This window comes from Empedobacter sp. UBA5036 (genome assembly GCF_002415215.1).
GTDB lineage: Bacteria > Bacteroidota > Bacteroidia > Flavobacteriales > Weeksellaceae > Empedobacter > Empedobacter falsenii_B.
Map to the genome: position 1 here is coordinate 1 of NZ_DICC01000023.1, position 17,660 is coordinate 17,660.

Below are 17,660 nucleotides of genomic sequence, written 5' to 3' on the forward strand. Positions count from 1 at the left end.
CAAAATTTTGGACAGTGTCTATTAAATAAAAAAGGAGCTATTAATTAGCTCCTTTTCTATTTTGATGTTTTTTGGCGTGCAATTCTTTCAATGTTGCTTTTTGTTCTGGTGTAAAAACAGCATTGATTTCATTAAACTCTTTTTCACGAACTTCTTTCATTTTTCGTTTCAATTCAATTTTTTCGTCTTTGTAGCTGTCTTCAATTTGTTTGATTTTGATGACTTGAGCATCTGTCAAGTTCAAATCTTTTTTTAATTGTTGTAATTTCTGCTCTCTTGATCCTTCATTTCTGTCTTGCGCTGAAGCAGTTGTTAAAGTGAAAGCAATTAATCCTAATCCTACATATTTATAAAATGCTGTTCTCATAATTATCAACTTTTTTTGTTTTATTTATTCTTAAGACTTCAAAAAAATAAAAAGGTTTAAAATGATAAATGTTAAAATTTTTCGGTAATGATGAAATCTTTTAAAAGATGTAACATTTGAGACGAATTATCGACCAATATTTTTTGAAATTATTTTTGAAATCGATTAAACCTTTTCCAAAAAGGATTGTCAAACAAGTTGTAAAATTATAAAACTACAAAACGAAAAATTAAACAAATGAGGTTAAGAAGTTTATTTGCTTTGATTTTTATTTGTGTTTGTGCAGGATTGAATGCGCAAGAGCTTTTAAAAATTAAAGGGAAAGTCTTATCAAGTGAAAACAAGCCTGTAGAATATACTACAATATCGCTTGAAAGCTCGGAAGATGGAGTTGTGGCAGAAGCGGCAACGGATGCAAAAGGAGAATTTACAGTAGAAGCAAAGGCAGGACAATATGTTATTGTGATTGAGCCATTGGGATACGATGTAATAGAAAAACAAGTTAATTTAGAGTCTGCATTAGATCTAGGTACTTTTACTGTAAAAACAACGCAAACTGTATCATTGGGAGCAGCAGTTGTAACAGCGGAAAAACCAATTTATAAGGTAGAATTGGACAAGAAAGTATATGATATGGCGAATGATCCAATGTCGCAAGGTCAAACATTGTCTGATGCTTTAGCAAATGTACCATCGGTTTCTGTAGATGCACAAGGAAACGTTTCATTAAGAGGGAATGATAATGTAAAGTTTTTGATTGATGGAAAACCTTCGGGAATGTTAGGTGTTTCTGATGTAGCAGAAGCTTTAAAAAATATTCCGGCCGAAAATGTTGAGCGTATCGAATTGGTGACAAATCCTTCTGCACGTTACGAGGCTTCTGGTTCTGCAGGGATTATCAATATTGTTTTAAAGAAAGGTTCTAATACAGGTTTTAATGGTTCTGTAACGTTAAATGGAGGAATTCCTAAAATGGTTGGAGGAAACGTAAACTTGAACTACAAAACAAAAAAATATAACATCTATACTACTTTAGGTACACGTTATATGGATAGAGAAGGAGAAGGGAATGCTTTGACAACAAACTATCCGAATGGAATTATTTCTGATTATAGAAAAACAGATACGAACAACAATAGAATTCGTAGAAACTATAATGCACGTTTAGGAGGTGAATATTATTTAGATGATAAAAATACATTAGGAGCTTCTGCAGGATATCGTTACAATAATGGAAATAATATTAATGATGTTAGATACTATTATTATGATGCATTATGGAATCAAACAGATAAAACTGCTCGTATCGAAAATGAAAAAGAGTTAGAAAAAAGTTTTGATGCGGATTTTAACTACAAACACGCTTTTGATACAAAAGGACATGAGTTTACTTTTACAGGACGTTACTCGTACCAAAAAGAAGACGAAAATGGAATTATTCGTAATTTAAATGCAAGTGATGTATTGACAGGAAATGAAAGAACATATAGTTTAGAAACTCAAAATTCTGCAGTTTTTACAGCAGATTATGTTCGTCCAATTGGAGAAAAAGGGAAATTTGAACTAGGTGCACGTGTTGATTTAAGCGATACAAAAACAAATAGTGGAAATAATACAATTAATACGTACGGAACAGAAACTCCAAATAAAGCTTTCTTGGCTGATATTGACAATCAACAAAATGTTTACGCTGGATATGTGCAATATGGAAATGCAATTGGAGAAAAATTCCAATACTTTGCAGGTTTACGTGTAGAAAGTTCTGATATGGAAATTGCAAATCATTCAGAAGGAAATACAATCTCAAAAAAATATACAGATTTATTCCCAACATTAACATTGAATTATAAATTGACAGATAAAAATGAGATGCAATTAAGCTATTCTCGTCGTGTTCGTCGTCCAATGGGATTCATGTTGATGCCATATTTTTCTAGTGTAAATGCATTAGATGTTCGTCGTGGTAATCCAGATCTTAATCCAACATATACTAATTCATTTGAATTATCGTATATCGCAACAGTTGGTAAATTGATGGTGACACCAAGTTTATTCTACCAAAGAACAACTGATGTGATTAATGATTTCCAAACATATAATTATATAGAGTCAGGAAATCCTTTAAAACCATATAATCAAGCATTCGAAACAATGCCAGTTAATGCAGGAAATGAAGATCGTTATGGTTTAGATTTAACTGCTACTTATCGTCCTTTCAAATGGTGGAATTTAATGTTTAATGTCAACTTATTTGGATACAATAGAACAGGTTCTTACTCAGCAACAATTTCAGATTATTTAAATCCAGATACAGGAGTTACAGAGTCGAAAGAATTTACACAAAGTTTCAAAGGAGATGGATTTAGTTCTCGTGGACGTTTATCATCAAACTTTATTTTACCAGCTGATTTAAAATTACAAATCGCAGGTAATTATATGGGAGGAATGAAAACTGCTCAACAAAAAACAGAAGATAACTTATCAATGGATTTATCTTTATCAAAAGATTTATTGAAAAAGAGAGCTTCATTAACATTAAATATTCGTGATGTATTCAATTCTCGTAAAAGAGAGCAAACAACTTTCTACGAAGAATCAGAAAACTATCAAAGTATGCGTTGGATGAAACGCTCTATTAACCTTTCATTTACGTATCGTTTCAAAAATACAAACGAGAAAGAGCAACGTGGTAAACAACAACGTTCAAATGGAGAAGAAATGGGAGGTGGAGAAGAAATGCAAATGCAATCAGCTTCTTAGTAGTTTGAAAATAATCGATAAAAAAAGGATCGCAATTGCGATCCTTTTTTGTTTTATTAATTGTTCGAAAAATGATTATTTGTTTTTTAACAAATCACGAATTTCAGCCAATAATTCTTCTTGTGTTGGTCCTGCAGGTACTGGTTCTTCAGCAGGAGCTTCTTTTTTCAATTTGTTAATTCCTTTAATCATTACGAATAAAGCAAATGCAACAACTATAAAAGAAATAGCAGCAGCTAAAAAGCTACCATATTTAATTGCAGTCCCTGGTATTACTAATGCAGCTAAATTTTCAGCGTTAATAGCTTTCAAGGCTGGATTTAAAATGGCTGGCGTAATGATATCTTCAACTAAAGAAGTAACAATTTTACCAAAGGCACCACCGATAACTACACCGACAGCTAAATCTACTACGTTACCTTTTACTGCAAACTCTTTAAATTCTTTAAAAAATCCCATAAGTTTAAAATTTATTTCTAAGTTTATAATAATTCTAAGGTTGATTGGTATCTAATCTATTTTTAGAAGAGATAAATAAGTATAAACCGATTAACATAAAAGGAATACTTAAGATTTGACCATTGTTTAATCCTATATTCAACATTTGAGCAACAGCTTCTTCACCTTGATTTTCTTTATAGAACTCAACAACAAATCGTATTAAAAATAATAAAAATAAGAATACGCCTAACAAGGCTCCTAAATATTTTCTCTTGTCTGTTTTGTTGTACATATAAAGCATGATAATTCCTAAGATAACATACCCTATTGCTTCATAAATTTGAGCTGGATGACGAGGGATTACTTCTCCATATCCCAAACTTTGTTGATGAAATTTTACTGCCCAAGGTAATTCTGATGCCTTTCCTACAATTTCTGAGTTGTAAAAGTTTCCAATTCGAACCGCAGCTCCACCAAAAGGAACAACAACAGCAATACGGTCTAATAACCATAATACATTGCGATGCAAATATTTTCTACTAAATAAATAGGAAGTTAAAATTACACCCAATGCTGCTCCGTGACTTGCAAGTCCACTAAATCCTACAAATTCGTAATCTTGTAATAGACCAAAGAAAGCACTTTGTCCTGGTGAATGTTGTACAGGTAAGAAAACTTCGATTGGTCGTTCGATAAACGCTGCTGGATCATAAAAAATATATTCTCCAAGTCTTGCACCTACAATTGCTCCAATAAATGTGTAAAGGAATAAAGGATCAAGTAATTCTTTTTTCTGATTTTCTTTCTTGAAAATGTTCGACATCAAATACCAACCTACGACAAAGGCAACTATCCAACATAAACTGTAAATATGTACTTTGAATCCTGCTATTTCAAATAAATAAGGTTTTGGATCCCAATCGATAAACGAAATTAAGTTAATCATTAATTTTTCTTTTTAGGTACAGGGTCGTATCCATGTCCTCCCCAAGGATGACAGCGACCAATTCTTTTTGTTCCGAGCCACAAACCTTTCAGTAAACCATGTTCTTTTAACGCCTCTATCATGTAAGAAGAGCAAGTTGGTTGAAATCTACAATTACTTCCCATCCAAGGAGAAATTGCTAATTGATAAAATCTTACCAACAGAATAAATGGTGTAACCAAAATTTTGTTCATCTTGCAAAGTTAATCAATAACCGAAATAAAAAAGAATCAATCTAAAAAGTTTATGCTTTTGCAGATTGATTCTCTATACGATACGTGCTTAACGCAGATTATTTTTTAGTATAACTCGCTGGATCTAATGCTTTGTAAGACCAGTTTTGTAAAAATTCTAACACAACTTTCGGATCGTGTCCTTTCACTTCTTTGCTTTCAAGATAAGCCGAATTTTGTGTGTGAATTAAATTTCCTTTCTCATCTAAAATCACAAAAACAGGAAACCCAAAACGCTCTGGATGTTTCAATGCAGCTAACGTTTCTTCGTTTTTATTTTTTGGAGAATAATTTACATGAACTACTTCATAATTATTCGCGATATAGTCTTTTACTTCTTGATTTTCTTTCGTCAATTTATCAAACATCACACACCAAGCGCACCAGTTACCACCAATTTGCAATAAAACGTGTTTCTTTTCAGTAGAAGCTTTTTGCACCGCATTCGCAATATCTACTTTCGGATTTGCTTCTTCGCTATAAATTTTTGGTTTTTCTGTTTGTTGACCAAATGCAAAACTTAATGATAAAATCATTAAGCTAAAAAACATAGTTAATTTTTTCATTTCAAATTCTAAATATTAAGTCGAATTTACAATAAAAAATTATGCCGAAAACGTTTTTCTACGAATTAATAATCGTGTAGTATAAATTTAGTTTTTCTTGAACTGAATTTATTTCATTATTTTTTTCGTTTTGATTAAATTGATTAATCATATTGATAGAGAATTTAGATTCAAATTCTAAACGATCCAATTCAATTTCATAAAAATTAATTTGATGATGAATTTGCGTGAAATAATAATTCACCAATTCAACATACATCAATCTAAGTTCTTGATTAACTCTGATAAATTCGACAAATTCTTGCAATTCGACCAAAAACTCAATCATTTGTTTATTGATTTCTGATTGTTTATCTTTTAGTTCAATCTTTTTCAAATAATCAGTTGATAAAGCAATTTTATCACCCAAAAGTTGGTGCTTTCTTGTTAAAATTAAAGCACATTCTAACGCTTTCTTCATCATTTTAATTTTTATTCTAACACAAAGAAAATAAATCTAAATGCCAAAATATGTCGTCCAAAAAATCATTCATTTTGACAAAACATTCCCTAACTTTGAAATCTAAACAAGATTTTATGAATGCGCCTTTAGCTGAAAGAATGCGTCCAAAAACGCTTGAAGAATACATTAATCAAAAGCATTTGGTGGGCGAAAACGGACCAATAAAAATGATGTTGCAACATGATATGATTGCTTCGATGATTTTTTGGGGACCGCCAGGAACAGGAAAAACGACACTTGCACAATTAATTTCCGAATTGACTGATCGACCATTTTATACGTTGAGCGCCATAAATTCTGGTGTGAAAGAAGTGCGTGAAGTAATTGAAAAAGCAAAGAATCAAAATTTGTTTTCGGGAACGAAAAATCCGATTTTATTTATAGATGAAATTCATCGTTTCAATAAATCACAGCAAGACAGTTTGTTGGGAGCGGTAGAAACTGGTTTGGTGACTTTGATTGGAGCAACAACCGAAAATCCAAGTTTCGAAGTTGTTCCAGCTTTGCTTTCGCGTGCGCAAGTTTATGTGTTGAAACATCTCGAAAAAGAAGATTTAGTTGATTTAATCGAACGAGCTATAGAAAAAGATAAGGTTTTATCTAAATTAAATATTGAATTAGTTGAAACAAATGCATTATTAAGATATTCGGGTGGTGATGCAAGAAAACTGTTGAATGGTTTGGAGTTGGTGATTAATAGTTTTTCTCCAACAGATAAAATCATCATCAACGATGAAATTGTACATGAACGTATTCAGCAAAATTTAGCGCGTTATGATAAAACGGGTGAACAGCATTACGATATTATTTCCGCTTTTATCAAATCGATTCGTGGTTCAGATCCGAATGGAGCGGTTTATTGGTTGGCTCGAATGATTGAAGGTGGTGAAGATTTGAAATTTATTGCGCGACGAATGTTGATTTCGGCTTCTGAAGATGTGGGAAATGCAAATCCAACTGCAATGATTTTGGCGAATAATACATTTCAAGCTGTTTCGGTGATTGGTTATCCAGAATCTCGTATTTTATTGAGCCAATGTGCGGTTTATTTGGCGAATTCTCCAAAAAGTAATGCGACTTATTTAGCGATTGGTAAAGCGCAACAAATCGTTAAACAAACGGGCGATTTACCTGTTCCGTTGCATTTACGAAACGCACCAACTAAGTTGATGAAAGATTTGGATTATGGAAAAGAATATAAATATTCGCACGATTTTCCAGGAAATTTTGCTGAGCAAGAATTTTTACCAAATGAAATTTCGGGGACGACTTTTTATGAGCCAGGAAATAATAAGCGAGAGCAAGTGGATAAACAATCGCTCAATCAAAAGTGGAAGGGAAAGTATGGGTACTAAAATTAAAAATCCCAGTTAATCATTTGTTAACTGAGATTTTAAGGTTTGGTTGATTTTTTTGGTTTAGATTGGTTTATATGATAATAGGTTGGTAATTGTATATATACAAGGTTTGTGCCAAAACTTAATAAAAAGTAAAAAATTGATTAAAAAAAAGAAAAAATTAAACTTTTTCGATCTAAAAAAGAGATTTATATTTATAAAATAAAGAAAATGAAACAAATACAAATTATAAACGGACCTAATTTAAATTTACTTGGCGTTCGCGAACCAGAAATTTATGGAACACAAACTTTCGAAGATTTTTTTGAACATGAATTGAGAAAGCAATTTCCAGAAGTTTCGTTGCATTATTTTCAATCAAATCACGAAGGAGATATTATTGATAAGTTGCACGAAATAGGTTTTAAATATGACGGAATTATCTTAAATGCTGGTGCGTATACGCATTATTCGTATGCGATTGCAGATGCGATAAAAGCGATTACGACTAAAGTGATAGAAGTTCATATTTCGGATATTTATGCACGCGAAGATTTTAGAAAAAATAGTGTAACAGGTGAAAGTTGTTTAAAAATTATTTCAGGAAAAGGTTTACCAGGTTATGTTGAAGCTGTGAATGATTTTGTGAAATAATTAATAGTCATTATCTTAACAAGATTAAAATCTATTACCTATGAAGAAAATTATTTTAGGATTAATCTTTGGATTAACCATTGTTAGCTGTAATTCGAAAGCTGATAAACATAATGCAGAACAAAAAGCTCAAGCAATGACGGCTTGTGAACAAGCGGCAATAACACCAGGGATATCTGCGGCTAAAAAAGAACTGATTACAAAATATTGTGACTGTTCGACAGATAAAATGATGGATGAATTTACGTATACAGAAATGATGCAAATGAATAATCCAACACCTGAATTACAAGAACGATTAATGAAATTAATAGAACCTTGTATCAATGATTTGAAAACAAAATCTGCTGAATTAGGAGAGTAATAAACAAAAAAGTCGGAACATAGTTCCGACTTTTTTAATATTCTTTTTTGTATTGTTCTTTCTTAAACTCGTCTACAAGATGTTCGTTCAAACTATCAATGTAGCCTAAGATTTCTAATTTACCAATTTTACTCGAAGCCGAACTTGTAAATATTTTTGGTAATTCTTCCCAAGTTTTTAATAACTCGTTTTTGTAATGATTCAAGTTTTTTTGCATTTGTGTACTCGTTAGTTTATCTAATTTTGTAAATACAATCGCAAACGGAATTTGTTTGTTTCCTAACCATTCCATAAACTGTAAATCTATTTTTTGAGGCGTGTGTCGAGAATCAATCAATAAAAAAACATTTACTAAGTTTTTACGAAACTCAATGTAATCATAAATCATTTTATTGAAACCACCACGGACACCTTTTGGTGCTTTAGCAAAACCATAACCTGGTAAATCGGCTAAATACCAAGTATCATCCATTTCGAATGTATTAATCAATTGAGTTTTACCTGGTGTTGCAGAAGTTTTAGCTAATGCTTTTTTATCTGCTAACATATTGATTAATGACGATTTTCCAACATTAGAACGCCCAATAAATGCGTATTCTGGTTTGAAAGGATCTGGACAATCTGTATATTTTTGCGAACTTTTTACGAATTCAGCTTTTTTAATCATAATTATGCTTTAGTGGCTGGATCTAATTGTTTTTCGATTAGCCATTTGTATAAAATTTCGTTGAATAATTCAGGGTGTTCCATCATTGGAGCGTGCCCGCATTTATCAATCCAAAATAAAGAAGCGTCTGGTAATTCTTCTTCAAATTCTATTGCAACTTCTGGTGGAGTTACATTATCTTGTTTTCCCCAAATCAAACAAACAGGCATTTTGATGTCTTTTAAATCATCTTTCATGTTAGATTTGATTGCGTCTCTTGCGATATATAAAGTTTTGATAGCTTTATTTCTGTCATTTACAGTGTCAAAAACATCATCTACAATTTCTTTTGTCGCGATAGCAGGATCGTAAAAAACTTCGCGCGTTTTACGTTCTACATATTCGTAATTACCACGTTTTGGGTAAGTTTCTCCAAAAGATTTTTCGTACAAACCAGAACTTCCTGTTAAACAAAGTGCTTTTACATATTCCGGATGTCTGTGACAAACCATCAAACCAATATGTCCTCCTAAAGAATTTCCAACTAAAATAGCTGGTTCTTTAACGACTTCTTCAATAAAATTTGCAACATGTTTTGCAATATTTTTGATATTAGTATTGATGACAGATAAAGAATATAATGGCAATTCTGGTGCGAAAACCTTATATCCTCTTTGTGCATAATAATTTGTAAGTGAGCTGAAATTGCTAAGTTCACCCATTAATCCATGAAGCAAAACAATTGGTTGTCCCTCTCCTTCTTCTATGTAAGAGAACTTATCTTTTTTCTTTAAGCTAAAAAACATTTACTCGATATTAAGTCGACAAATTTAATTAATTATATTTTTTATTTCGTGGTTTATATGAAAAACTTTAACAATCCATATTAATCACTTATCAAAACAAGGTCTATATAAACATTATTTCTCATTTTATACATGGGGTTTGCGTTAGAAAAAACATAACTATCTGATACTAAATTTTAAATTGTTGATAACTATTTCAATAAAAGTGGTAAAAAATGGTAATTTGTGGTAATATTTTCTTTATTTTTGGAAAAAATCTATCATGAATTCATTAATTGGAACATATGAGTGTAAGGTAGATACAAAGGGTAGGCTCCCAATACCAGCGGGTTTGAAGAAACAACTTGCTGAATGTTTGGAAGATGGCTTTGTGTTGAAAAGATCTGTGTTTCAAAATTGTTTAGAACTGCATCCAATGAAAGAATGGGAAAAAGTGATGAATGATTTGAATAAATTGAATCGATTTGTGAAGAAAAACAATGATTTTATTAGAATTTTTACGGCTGGATTAAAAATTGTCGAAGTTGATGCAAATGGAAGGCTACAGATTTCAAAAGATTTAGTGAAATTTGCAGAAATTAATAAAGAAGTCGTTCTAAATTCTTCTGTAAACATGATCGAGATTTGGGATAAAGACAAATATGAAGAGTCGATTAATGTAGATGATTTAGATTTTGCTTCTTTGGCGGAAGATGTAATGGGAAATTTAGGAGAAGATGAGTGAATATCATAATCCAGTATTATTAAAAGATAGTGTTGATGCGTTAATTATTAACGAATCAGGTATATATGTAGATTGTACGTTCGGGGGTGGAGGACACTCACGTGAAATATTAAGTCGTTTGGATCAAAATGGAAAATTATTTTCATTTGATCAAGATGTGGATGCTGTTCGTAATAAAATTGATGATGATCGATTTGAGTTAGTTGAGCAAAATTTTAGATTCTTGAAAAATAATTTAAGATTTCGTGGAATAAAACAAGTTGATGGTGTTTTGGGTGATTTGGGAGTTTCTTCTCATCAGTTTGATACACCAGAACGTGGTTTTTCAACTCGCTTTGATGGAGAATTGGATATGCGAATGAACCAGAATGCAAAATTATCTGCCAAAACAATTATTAACGAATACGAAGAAGAAGATCTTGCTCGTGTTTTTTATGATTTTGGAGAGTTGCAAGGTTCGTATCGCTTGGCGAGAGAAGTTGTAAAAGCAAGAGCTGATAAACAAATCAATACAATTGATGAGTTGAAGCAAATTTTTTCATTCATTCCAAAAATGAAAGAAAATAAATTTTTCGCTCAAATGTTTCAAGCGTTACGCATCGAGGCAAATGATGAAATGGCAGCATTGAAAGAGATGTTGACGCAATGTGGAGAAGTGATAAAGCCAGGTGGTCGCTTGGTGATTATTTCGTATCATTCGTTAGAAGATCGCTTGACAAAACGCTACATGAAAAACGGAATTTTTGAAGGAGAACCAGAACGTGACGTTTTTGGAAATTGGTCGGCGCCTTTCAAACCTTTACAATCAAAGGTGATTGTGCCAACGCAAGAAGAAATTAATGAAAATCCAAGAGCTCGTAGTGCGAAAATGCGTATTGCGGTTCGTAATGAGGATTAAGAAATAGGAATGGCAAAAAAGAAAAAAATATTACCAGAGAAAAAAACTTTTACAGGTTTGTTGAGAGGTGAGTTTTTAATTAAAACTGGCTCAGAACAAAACTGGAAGTTTATGTTGTATCTGGTAGGTTTGGCTTTTTTGAGTATTTCGAGTTCGCATTTAGTTGATCGAAAAGTGGTTCGAATCGCTGAATTGCAAGATAAAGTAGAAGATTTAAAATCTCAATATACAGATAAGCATCGCGATTTGATGCGTATGCAATTAGAAACGGAAATTTTGGAGCGTACGGCAGTGTATGGTTTGAAAATTCCAGATAAACAACCTTATTATATAGTAGACAAAGTTTATGACGAAGTCAGCGAAAAATAAAAACAATATTGTCATCAAAGGATGGGTATTTGCCGGCGCGCTTGCGATTTGGGCCATCTTTATTATTGTTTTTATGTTTCGAATTAATATTGTAGAAGGGGTTGAATTAGAGCGTTTTGCTGAAAAGAATAATTTTAGATTAGATACTGTTACGGCGGAGCGTGGTAATTTATATGCTTCTAATGGCGCATTAATGGCTACAACTGTTACAAAACACAATGTTTATGTGGATTTGACGGTGATCAAAGATGAATTATTCAAAACAGAAATGCACAATCTTGCCGATTCTTTAGGTAAGATGTTTACAAAATCTCCCTCTTATTTTTACGACAAATTTTCTACAGAACGTAAAAAGAAAAATCGTTACATGATGTTGGTGAAAGATTTGGATTATGAGCAATATCAACGCATCAAAAAATTTCCAATTTTCAACAAAGGTCAAAACAAAGGTGGATTTATTCATGAAACTGAATCAAAACGAGAATTAATTGTTCAAGATATTGGTGTTCGTACAATTGGTTACGATGATCAACGCGGAAAAGTAGGATTAGAAGGAGCTTATTCTGACTTATTAAGCGGTATTGAAGGTCGTCGTTGGGAGCAATTTATGGGACGTGGTAAATGGAAACCAATGAAAAGTTGGGAGCAAGAGCCTCAAGCAGGTTCATCTGTTTACACAACAATAGATGCCGATTTGCAAATGGTTGCTTACGATGCTTTGTACAAACAACTTTCTGAATTTGAAGCGCAACACGGAAGTGTGGTTGTGATGGAAGTTCAGACAGGGAAAGTTCGTGCAATTGTAAATTTATCTCGCAAAAAAGACGGAACATATATCGACGATTATAACTATGCGGTTGGTGAAGCTGCAGAGCCAGGATCTACTTTCAAAACAGTTTCGTTGCTTGCAGCAATGGATGATGGTTTTATCAATAAAAACTCAACTGTAGAAACAGGAGGTGGAAGTTATAAATTCTATGGTCGTACGATTACAGATACACACGGTTATGGAACATTGACTGTAGATGGCGTGATGAAAAAATCGTCTAACATTGGTACAGCAAAAATTATTAATAAATACTACGGAGAAAATCCAAAAGCTTTCTTCAAAAAAATGGATAAATGGCATATGACTTCGCCTCTTGGAGTAGATATTCTTGGAGAAGGAAGTCCAATTATGCACCGTCCAGATAGTAAATCTTGGAGTAATATTACGTTACCTGTAATGGGTTATGGATATGGTTTACAGTTAACTCCAATTCAAATTGTGACTTTTTACAACGCAGTGGCAAATAATGGTAAAATGTTGAAACCATTATTTATGGATAAAATCACGCGTAAAGGTGAACCTGATAAAGTTTTTGAACCTGTCGTTTTAGTAGATCAACTAACGTCTTTGGAAAATGTAAAACAGATGCAAGAAATGCTTCGTGGAGCAGTAGAACAAGGAACGGGACGTATTATTAGTAATAGTAATTACGATATTGCTGGTAAAACTGGTACTGCTCGTGTTGATTATTGGAAGCGAGATGGTAAAGGAATGCAATATCGTGCTTCATTCGCAGGGTATTTTCCAGCAGAAAAACCAAAGTATTCTTGTATCGTAGTTGTGCACAAACCAAATACAGCCAAAGGGTTTTATGGAGGTAGTGTAACTGCTCCGGTTTTTAAGAAAATTGCCGATTGGGTATATTCAAAAACTCCCATACCTTTGCCACGTGATTTAGTAAAAAAGAACGCGGTGAAAGAGTTTAAAAAAGGAGATGATATTAATGTTAGTAATTCTAAAAATATAGTGCCAAATGTGACTGGTCATACAGGATCTAAAGCAATTCCGGTATTAGAAAATTTAGGATTAGATGTGCAATATTCAGGGTTTGGAAAAGTAACAAATCAATCCATTCCTGCGGGAACAAGATTTAAGAAGGGTGAGACAATTTATTTAATGTTGGAAGGATGAGAAATTTAGTTGATTTATTATATAAAGTTTCCATCTCAGAAACGATTGGTTCAACAAAAGTTGAAGTCAATAATATTCAATTTGATTCAAGAAAAGTATCAAAAAATGATGTTTTTGTCGCTGTAAATGGAGTTACAGTTGACGGTCATCAGTATATAGAAAAAGCGATTGGTTTAGGTGCTAAAGCAATTGTTTGCGAAGTTTTGCCAGAAAATTTAGTTGATGGAGTAACGTATGTGAAAGTTGAGAATTCAACGATTGCATTAGGTATTTTAGCTTCTAACTTTTATGGAAATCCAACAAAAGATTTAAAACTTGTTGGAGTTACAGGTACGAATGGAAAAACAACAACGACAACTTTGTTGTACGAATTGTTTACAAAATTAGGTTATGCTTGTGCATTAATTTCGACGATTAAAATTGTGATTGATGGTGAAGTGATTCCGTCTACGCATACAACGCCAGATATTTTGACATTGAACAAAATGTTTCGCGAAGCGGTAGATAGAGGTTGCGAATTTGCTTTTATGGAAGTTTCTTCGCACGGAATTCATCAAAATAGAATTGCTGGTTTGCATTTCGAAGTGGCTGGATTTACGAATATCACACATGATCATTTAGATTATCACAAAACGTTTGCAAATTATCTTGCAGCAAAAAAGAAATTCTTCGACGATTTACCAAAAACGTCTACAGCGATTTCGAATGCAGATGATAAAAACGGAAAAGTAATGCTTCAGAATACAGTTGCTACGAAAAAATTGTACGCACTAAAAACTGATGCAGATTTTAAAGGAAAAATTATTGAACACCAATTTGATGGAATGCAATTAGAATTCAATGGAAAAGAATTCTGGACATCATTAATTGGTCAATTCAATGCATATAATTTATTATTAGTTTTTGGTGTGGCGTCAATTTTAGGACAAGATGAATTAGAAGTTCTAAAAGCATTGAGCACACTTGGGAATGTTGATGGTCGTTTTCAAACATTCAAAACAGAATCAGGAATTATCGTAATCGTAGATTATGCACATACGCCTGATGCATTAGAAAATGTTTTGGATACAATAGAAGGAATTCGTACCAAAAACGAAAAACTAATAACAGTTGTAGGTTGTGGTGGGGATCGCGATAAAACAAAACGTCCAGAAATGGCGGATATCGCGAGCGAAAAATCTAATCTTGCCATTTTTACATCAGATAATCCAAGAACCGAAGATGCAGAAGAAATTCTTCGCGAGATGGAAGTTGGTGTGAAAGCACAATTTTATAATCGCACCTTGAAGATTACAGATCGAAAAGAAGCTATAAAAACAGCACTTAAAATGGCCGAACCAAAAGATATTATTTTGATTGCGGGAAAAGGTCACGAGACGTATCAAGAAATTAACGGAGTAAGAACACATTTTTCTGATGTAGAAGTTGCATCAGAATTGAGTAAAATATTGAACAAATAAAGAATGTTATACTATTTATTTGATTATTTAGAAGGTATCCATTTTCCAGGAGCGCGTATGTTTCAATACACGTCTTTCCGCGCGGGAATGGCAATTTTATTGGCAATGTTCATCAGTTTGTTTTACGGAAAACGAATCATTAGTTATTTACGTAAAGAACAAATGGGCGAAATTGTTCGTGATTTAGGTTTAAAAGGACAAATCGAAAAAGCAGGAACGCCAACAATGGGTGGTTTAATCATCATTTTGGCGACATTAATTCCGACTTTACTTTTTGCGAGATTAGATAATATTTACATTATCATTTTGTTGGTTTCAACAATTTGGTTAGGTGTGATTGGTTTTTTAGACGATTACATCAAAGTTTTTAGAAAAAACAAAGAAGGTTTACAAGGTAAATTTAAAATTTTAGGACAAGTTGGTCTTGGAGTTGTAGTTGGATTAATGCTTTATTTCAGTCCAACAGTTACCGTAAAACATCAAGAAAATAGAGTAAAAACGCCTGTAGGAACAGAACAAACAGAATACAGCCGACAAATAAAATTTGGTCCTGAAGAAAAAACGTTAGAAACAACAATGCCTTTCGTGAAAGGAAATGAATTCAACTATTCTGATATTTTATTTTGGATGGATGCGCAAGATCGACCAACATGGGCGGTTGCAGCGATTTTTATTTTTGCAGTAATTTTTATTATTACAGCAGTTTCGAATGGAGCAAATTTAACAGACGGAATCGACGGTTTAGCAGCAGGTAGTTCGGCTGTGATTATGGCGGCAATCTCGATGTTTGTTTTCGTTTCCGGAAATTTAATGTTCGCCGATTATTTGAATATTATGTTTATTCCGCGTTCAGAAGAAGTCTTGATTTTCTGTGGAGCTTTCCTTGGAGGTTTGATAGGATTTATTTGGTATAATACCTATCCAGCTCAAGTGTTCATGGGTGATACAGGAAGTTTAACAATCGGAGGAATTATTGCTGTTTTGGCAATAATCGTTCGTAAAGAATTATTACTACCAATTTTGTGCGGAATATTTTTCGCAGAAAGTTTATCAGTAATGTTACAAGTGTCTTATTTCAAGTACACGAAAAAGAAATTTGGTGAAGGTCGTAGAATCTTTTTGATGTCTCCTCTACATCACCATTTTCAGAAGTTAGGTTATCACGAAAGTAAAATCGTGGTGCGTGCAATTATCATCGGAATCATTTTAGCGGTAATTAGTATTATTACCTTAAAGATTAGATAAAAAATGAAAAGATTAGTCGTTTTAGGAGGAGGAGAAAGTGGCGTAGGAACAGCTATTCTTGCGAAGAAAGAAAACTTTGATGTTTTTCTTTCGGACATGGGACAAATAAAAGACAAGTATAAACAACTTTTGGAGGAGCGCGGAATTGCTTATGAAGAAGGTCAGCACACAGAAGAATTAATTCTGAATGCCGATGAAGTAATGAAAAGTCCAGGTATTCCAAAAAAAGCAGCGCTAATTCAGAAATTAGAAGAAAAAGGAATTTCAATTATTTCTGAAATTGAATTTGCGTCTCGTTATACAGATGCAAAAATTATTGCGATTACAGGATCTAATGGAAAAACAACAACAACAAGTTTGATGTTCCATATCCTAAAGCAAGCTGGATTAAATGTAGGATTAGGTGGTAACATCGGAAAAAGTTTTGCAAAATCTGTAGCAGAAGACAATTTCGATTATTATGTATTAGAAGTAAGTAGTTTTCAGTTAGATGATATCAAAACAGATTTCAAACCGTATGTTGCAATTTTGCTGAACATTACACCAGATCATTTAGACCAATACAATTATCAGTTTGATTTGTATGCAAAGGCTAAATTCAGAATTACTGAAAACCAAGATGAAAACGATTATTTTATCTACAATTTGGATGATCCAAAAACAATGGAGATGATTGATCAGATTGATATTCGAGCTCATCGTAAACCGTTCACAATGATGGATGCAACAAATGAAGCATACGCAAACAATGAATTGTTCCGTGTGAACGATTCGAATGGTGATTTTACAATGTTAGTGAATGATTTAGGATTAATTGGAAAACACAATGTTTCTAACTCATTGGCTGCGGCTGTAGCCGCAAAAATTATTGATATTAATAATGAGGAGCTTAAAAAGAGTTTATCAGATTTCAAATCTGTTGAACATCGTTTAGAGCCTGTTTTGACAATTGGAGGAATTGATTTTATCAACGATTCTAAAGCAACAAATGTGAATGCAACATATTTTGCTTTGGAAAGTATGACAAAGCCAGTTGTTTGGATTGTTGGAGGAACTGATAAAGGAAACGATTACAACGAAGTTTTACCTTTCGTGAAAAAGAAAGTGAAAGCAATTGTTTGTTTGGGTGTTGATAACGCAAAAATTGTTGATTTTTTCAGTCCATATATCGATACAATTGTTGAGACAAATACAATGAAAGATTGTGTAGAGCAATCATATAAATTAGCAACAAAAGGAGAAACGGTTCTTTTGTCACCAGCTTGTGCAAGTTTCGATTTGTTCAATGGATACGAAGATCGTGGAGATCAATTTAAAGAAAACGTACGCAAATTATAATAATA

Annotated in this window: 19 protein-coding genes; 11 read left to right on the forward strand and 8 right to left on the reverse strand. The window is 32.8% G+C overall.

Features of this window, described 5'->3' with window-relative positions; all coding sequences use genetic code 11:
- Positions 1-40 precede the first annotated feature (40 nt).
- Positions 41-367 carry a Spy/CpxP family protein refolding chaperone gene (locus B4J88_RS04115; RefSeq protein WP_291066502.1) on the reverse strand — a complete coding sequence of 109 codons (327 nt, stop codon included), beginning with the start codon at positions 365-367 and terminating at the stop codon, positions 41-43.
- A gap of 237 nt (positions 368-604) precedes the next feature.
- Between B4J88_RS04115 and B4J88_RS04120 the strand changes: the two genes are divergently transcribed.
- Positions 605-3,127 carry an outer membrane beta-barrel family protein gene (locus tag B4J88_RS04120; protein ID WP_180905161.1) on the forward strand — a complete coding sequence of 841 codons (2,523 nt, stop codon included), beginning with the start codon at positions 605-607 and terminating at the stop codon, positions 3,125-3,127.
- Positions 3,128-3,202: 75 nt separating this feature from the next.
- Here B4J88_RS04120 and mscL read toward each other — a convergent pair whose 3' ends face one another.
- From mscL to B4J88_RS04145, 5 genes are all read right to left on the reverse strand, one after another.
- The gene (gene mscL / locus B4J88_RS04125) at positions 3,203-3,586 is read right to left on the reverse strand and encodes a large conductance mechanosensitive channel protein MscL (RefSeq protein WP_180905160.1); all 384 of its coding nucleotides are present in this window, start codon (positions 3,584-3,586) and stop codon (positions 3,203-3,205) included.
- A 34-nt stretch (positions 3,587-3,620) separates the two neighbouring features.
- Positions 3,621-4,514 carry a prolipoprotein diacylglyceryl transferase gene (gene lgt, locus B4J88_RS04130; protein WP_180905159.1) on the reverse strand — a complete coding sequence of 298 codons (894 nt, stop codon included), beginning with the start codon at positions 4,512-4,514 and terminating at the stop codon, positions 3,621-3,623.
- Complete coding sequence (yidD, locus tag B4J88_RS04135) at positions 4,514-4,747, reverse strand: membrane protein insertion efficiency factor YidD (protein WP_038332792.1); 234 nt, start codon at positions 4,745-4,747, stop codon at positions 4,514-4,516. The genes lgt and yidD overlap by 1 nt, the downstream gene beginning before the upstream one ends.
- Before the next feature lie 98 nt (positions 4,748-4,845).
- Entirely contained in the window at positions 4,846-5,337 is a 492-nt protein-coding gene (locus B4J88_RS04140) for a thioredoxin family protein (RefSeq protein WP_291066505.1), read from the reverse strand.
- A gap of 73 nt (positions 5,338-5,410) precedes the next feature.
- Positions 5,411-5,815, reverse strand: a complete 405-nt coding sequence (locus tag B4J88_RS04145) for a hypothetical protein (RefSeq protein ID WP_115001760.1) — start codon at positions 5,813-5,815, stop codon at positions 5,411-5,413.
- 113 nt (positions 5,816-5,928) lie between these two features.
- On the opposite strand from B4J88_RS04145, the gene B4J88_RS04150 reads away from it, so the two are divergent.
- From B4J88_RS04150 to B4J88_RS04160, 3 genes are all read left to right on the forward strand, one after another.
- The gene (locus B4J88_RS04150; protein ID WP_180906865.1) at positions 5,929-7,209 is read left to right on the forward strand and encodes a replication-associated recombination protein A; all 1,281 of its coding nucleotides are present in this window, start codon (positions 5,929-5,931) and stop codon (positions 7,207-7,209) included.
- A gap of 213 nt (positions 7,210-7,422) precedes the next feature.
- On the forward strand, positions 7,423-7,845 hold the full coding sequence (locus B4J88_RS04155) for a type II 3-dehydroquinate dehydratase (RefSeq protein WP_125349650.1): 423 nt from the start codon (positions 7,423-7,425) through the stop codon (positions 7,843-7,845).
- A gap of 40 nt (positions 7,846-7,885) precedes the next feature.
- Positions 7,886-8,209 carry a hypothetical protein gene (locus B4J88_RS04160; protein WP_286511310.1) on the forward strand — a complete coding sequence of 108 codons (324 nt, stop codon included), beginning with the start codon at positions 7,886-7,888 and terminating at the stop codon, positions 8,207-8,209.
- 34 nt (positions 8,210-8,243) lie between these two features.
- Here the strand turns inward: B4J88_RS04160 and yihA are convergent, their stop codons facing one another.
- Positions 8,244-8,876, reverse strand: a complete 633-nt coding sequence (yihA, locus tag B4J88_RS04165) for a ribosome biogenesis GTP-binding protein YihA/YsxC (RefSeq protein WP_084106860.1) — start codon at positions 8,874-8,876, stop codon at positions 8,244-8,246.
- A gap of 2 nt (positions 8,877-8,878) precedes the next feature.
- Positions 8,879-9,661, reverse strand: coding sequence for an alpha/beta fold hydrolase (locus tag B4J88_RS04170; RefSeq protein ID WP_038332809.1), 783 nt, complete (start codon positions 9,659-9,661; stop codon positions 8,879-8,881).
- Positions 9,662-9,923: 262 nt separating this feature from the next.
- Here B4J88_RS04170 and mraZ point away from each other — a divergent pair, with 262 nt between their 5' ends.
- From mraZ to murD, 7 genes are read left to right on the forward strand one after another with little or no spacing between them, the layout of a single operon-like run.
- On the forward strand, positions 9,924-10,385 hold the full coding sequence (gene mraZ, locus B4J88_RS04175) for a division/cell wall cluster transcriptional repressor MraZ (RefSeq protein ID WP_038332815.1): 462 nt from the start codon (positions 9,924-9,926) through the stop codon (positions 10,383-10,385).
- A complete protein-coding gene (gene rsmH / locus B4J88_RS04180; protein ID WP_180905156.1) occupies positions 10,378-11,283 on the forward strand; it encodes a 16S rRNA (cytosine(1402)-N(4))-methyltransferase RsmH in 906 nt (301 codons plus the stop codon). Before mraZ ends, rsmH begins: the two co-directional genes overlap by 8 nt.
- 9 nt (positions 11,284-11,292) lie before the next feature.
- Positions 11,293-11,652, forward strand: a complete 360-nt coding sequence (locus B4J88_RS04185; protein WP_052217625.1) for an FtsL-like putative cell division protein — start codon at positions 11,293-11,295, stop codon at positions 11,650-11,652.
- Positions 11,630-13,612: a penicillin-binding protein gene (locus tag B4J88_RS04190; RefSeq protein ID WP_038332822.1), complete on the forward strand. Its 1,983-nt coding sequence runs from the start codon at positions 11,630-11,632 to the stop codon at positions 13,610-13,612. Before B4J88_RS04185 ends, B4J88_RS04190 begins: the two co-directional genes overlap by 23 nt.
- Positions 13,609-15,072 carry a UDP-N-acetylmuramoyl-L-alanyl-D-glutamate--2,6-diaminopimelate ligase gene (locus tag B4J88_RS04195; protein WP_291066510.1) on the forward strand — a complete coding sequence of 488 codons (1,464 nt, stop codon included), beginning with the start codon at positions 13,609-13,611 and terminating at the stop codon, positions 15,070-15,072. Before B4J88_RS04190 ends, B4J88_RS04195 begins: the two co-directional genes overlap by 4 nt.
- 3 nt (positions 15,073-15,075) lie before the next feature.
- Positions 15,076-16,317 (forward strand): phospho-N-acetylmuramoyl-pentapeptide-transferase, encoded by a 1,242-nt coding sequence (gene mraY / locus B4J88_RS04200; RefSeq protein ID WP_125349644.1) that lies wholly within the window; start codon positions 15,076-15,078, stop codon positions 16,315-16,317.
- 3 nt (positions 16,318-16,320) lie between these two features.
- Positions 16,321-17,655, forward strand: coding sequence for a UDP-N-acetylmuramoyl-L-alanine--D-glutamate ligase (murD, locus tag B4J88_RS04205; protein WP_291066512.1), 1,335 nt, complete (start codon positions 16,321-16,323; stop codon positions 17,653-17,655).
- The last annotated feature ends 5 nt before the right edge of the window (positions 17,656-17,660 follow it).

Coding starts and splice junctions, on each gene's coding strand:
- B4J88_RS04120 (WP_180905161.1), top strand. CDS start 605: ATGAGGTTAAGAAGTTTATTTGCTTTGATTTTTATTTGTGTTTGTGCA.
- B4J88_RS04185 (WP_052217625.1), top strand. CDS start 11,293: ATGGCAAAAAAGAAAAAAATATTACCAGAGAAAAAAACTTTTACAGGT.
- murD (WP_291066512.1), top strand. CDS start 16,321: ATGAAAAGATTAGTCGTTTTAGGAGGAGGAGAAAGTGGCGTAGGAACA.
- yidD (WP_038332792.1), bottom strand. CDS start 4,747: ATGAACAAAATTTTGGTTACACCATTTATTCTGTTGGTAAGATTTTAT.
- B4J88_RS04170 (WP_038332809.1), bottom strand. CDS start 9,661: ATGTTTTTTAGCTTAAAGAAAAAAGATAAGTTCTCTTACATAGAAGAA.
- B4J88_RS04195 (WP_291066510.1), top strand. CDS start 13,609: ATGAGAAATTTAGTTGATTTATTATATAAAGTTTCCATCTCAGAAACG.
- B4J88_RS04140 (WP_291066505.1), bottom strand. CDS start 5,337: ATGTTTTTTAGCTTAATGATTTTATCATTAAGTTTTGCATTTGGTCAA.
- B4J88_RS04155 (WP_125349650.1), top strand. CDS start 7,423: ATGAAACAAATACAAATTATAAACGGACCTAATTTAAATTTACTTGGC.
- B4J88_RS04190 (WP_038332822.1), top strand. CDS start 11,630: ATGACGAAGTCAGCGAAAAATAAAAACAATATTGTCATCAAAGGATGG.
- mraZ (WP_038332815.1), top strand. CDS start 9,924: ATGAATTCATTAATTGGAACATATGAGTGTAAGGTAGATACAAAGGGT.
- B4J88_RS04150 (WP_180906865.1), top strand. CDS start 5,929: ATGAATGCGCCTTTAGCTGAAAGAATGCGTCCAAAAACGCTTGAAGAA.
- B4J88_RS04115 (WP_291066502.1), bottom strand. CDS start 367: ATGAGAACAGCATTTTATAAATATGTAGGATTAGGATTAATTGCTTTC.
- yihA (WP_084106860.1), bottom strand. CDS start 8,876: ATGATTAAAAAAGCTGAATTCGTAAAAAGTTCGCAAAAATATACAGAT.
- mscL (WP_180905160.1), bottom strand. CDS start 3,586: ATGGGATTTTTTAAAGAATTTAAAGAGTTTGCAGTAAAAGGTAACGTA.
- rsmH (WP_180905156.1), top strand. CDS start 10,378: ATGAGTGAATATCATAATCCAGTATTATTAAAAGATAGTGTTGATGCG.
- B4J88_RS04160 (WP_286511310.1), top strand. CDS start 7,886: ATGAAGAAAATTATTTTAGGATTAATCTTTGGATTAACCATTGTTAGC.
- mraY (WP_125349644.1), top strand. CDS start 15,076: ATGTTATACTATTTATTTGATTATTTAGAAGGTATCCATTTTCCAGGA.
- B4J88_RS04145 (WP_115001760.1), bottom strand. CDS start 5,815: ATGATGAAGAAAGCGTTAGAATGTGCTTTAATTTTAACAAGAAAGCAC.
- lgt (WP_180905159.1), bottom strand. CDS start 4,514: ATGATTAACTTAATTTCGTTTATCGATTGGGATCCAAAACCTTATTTA.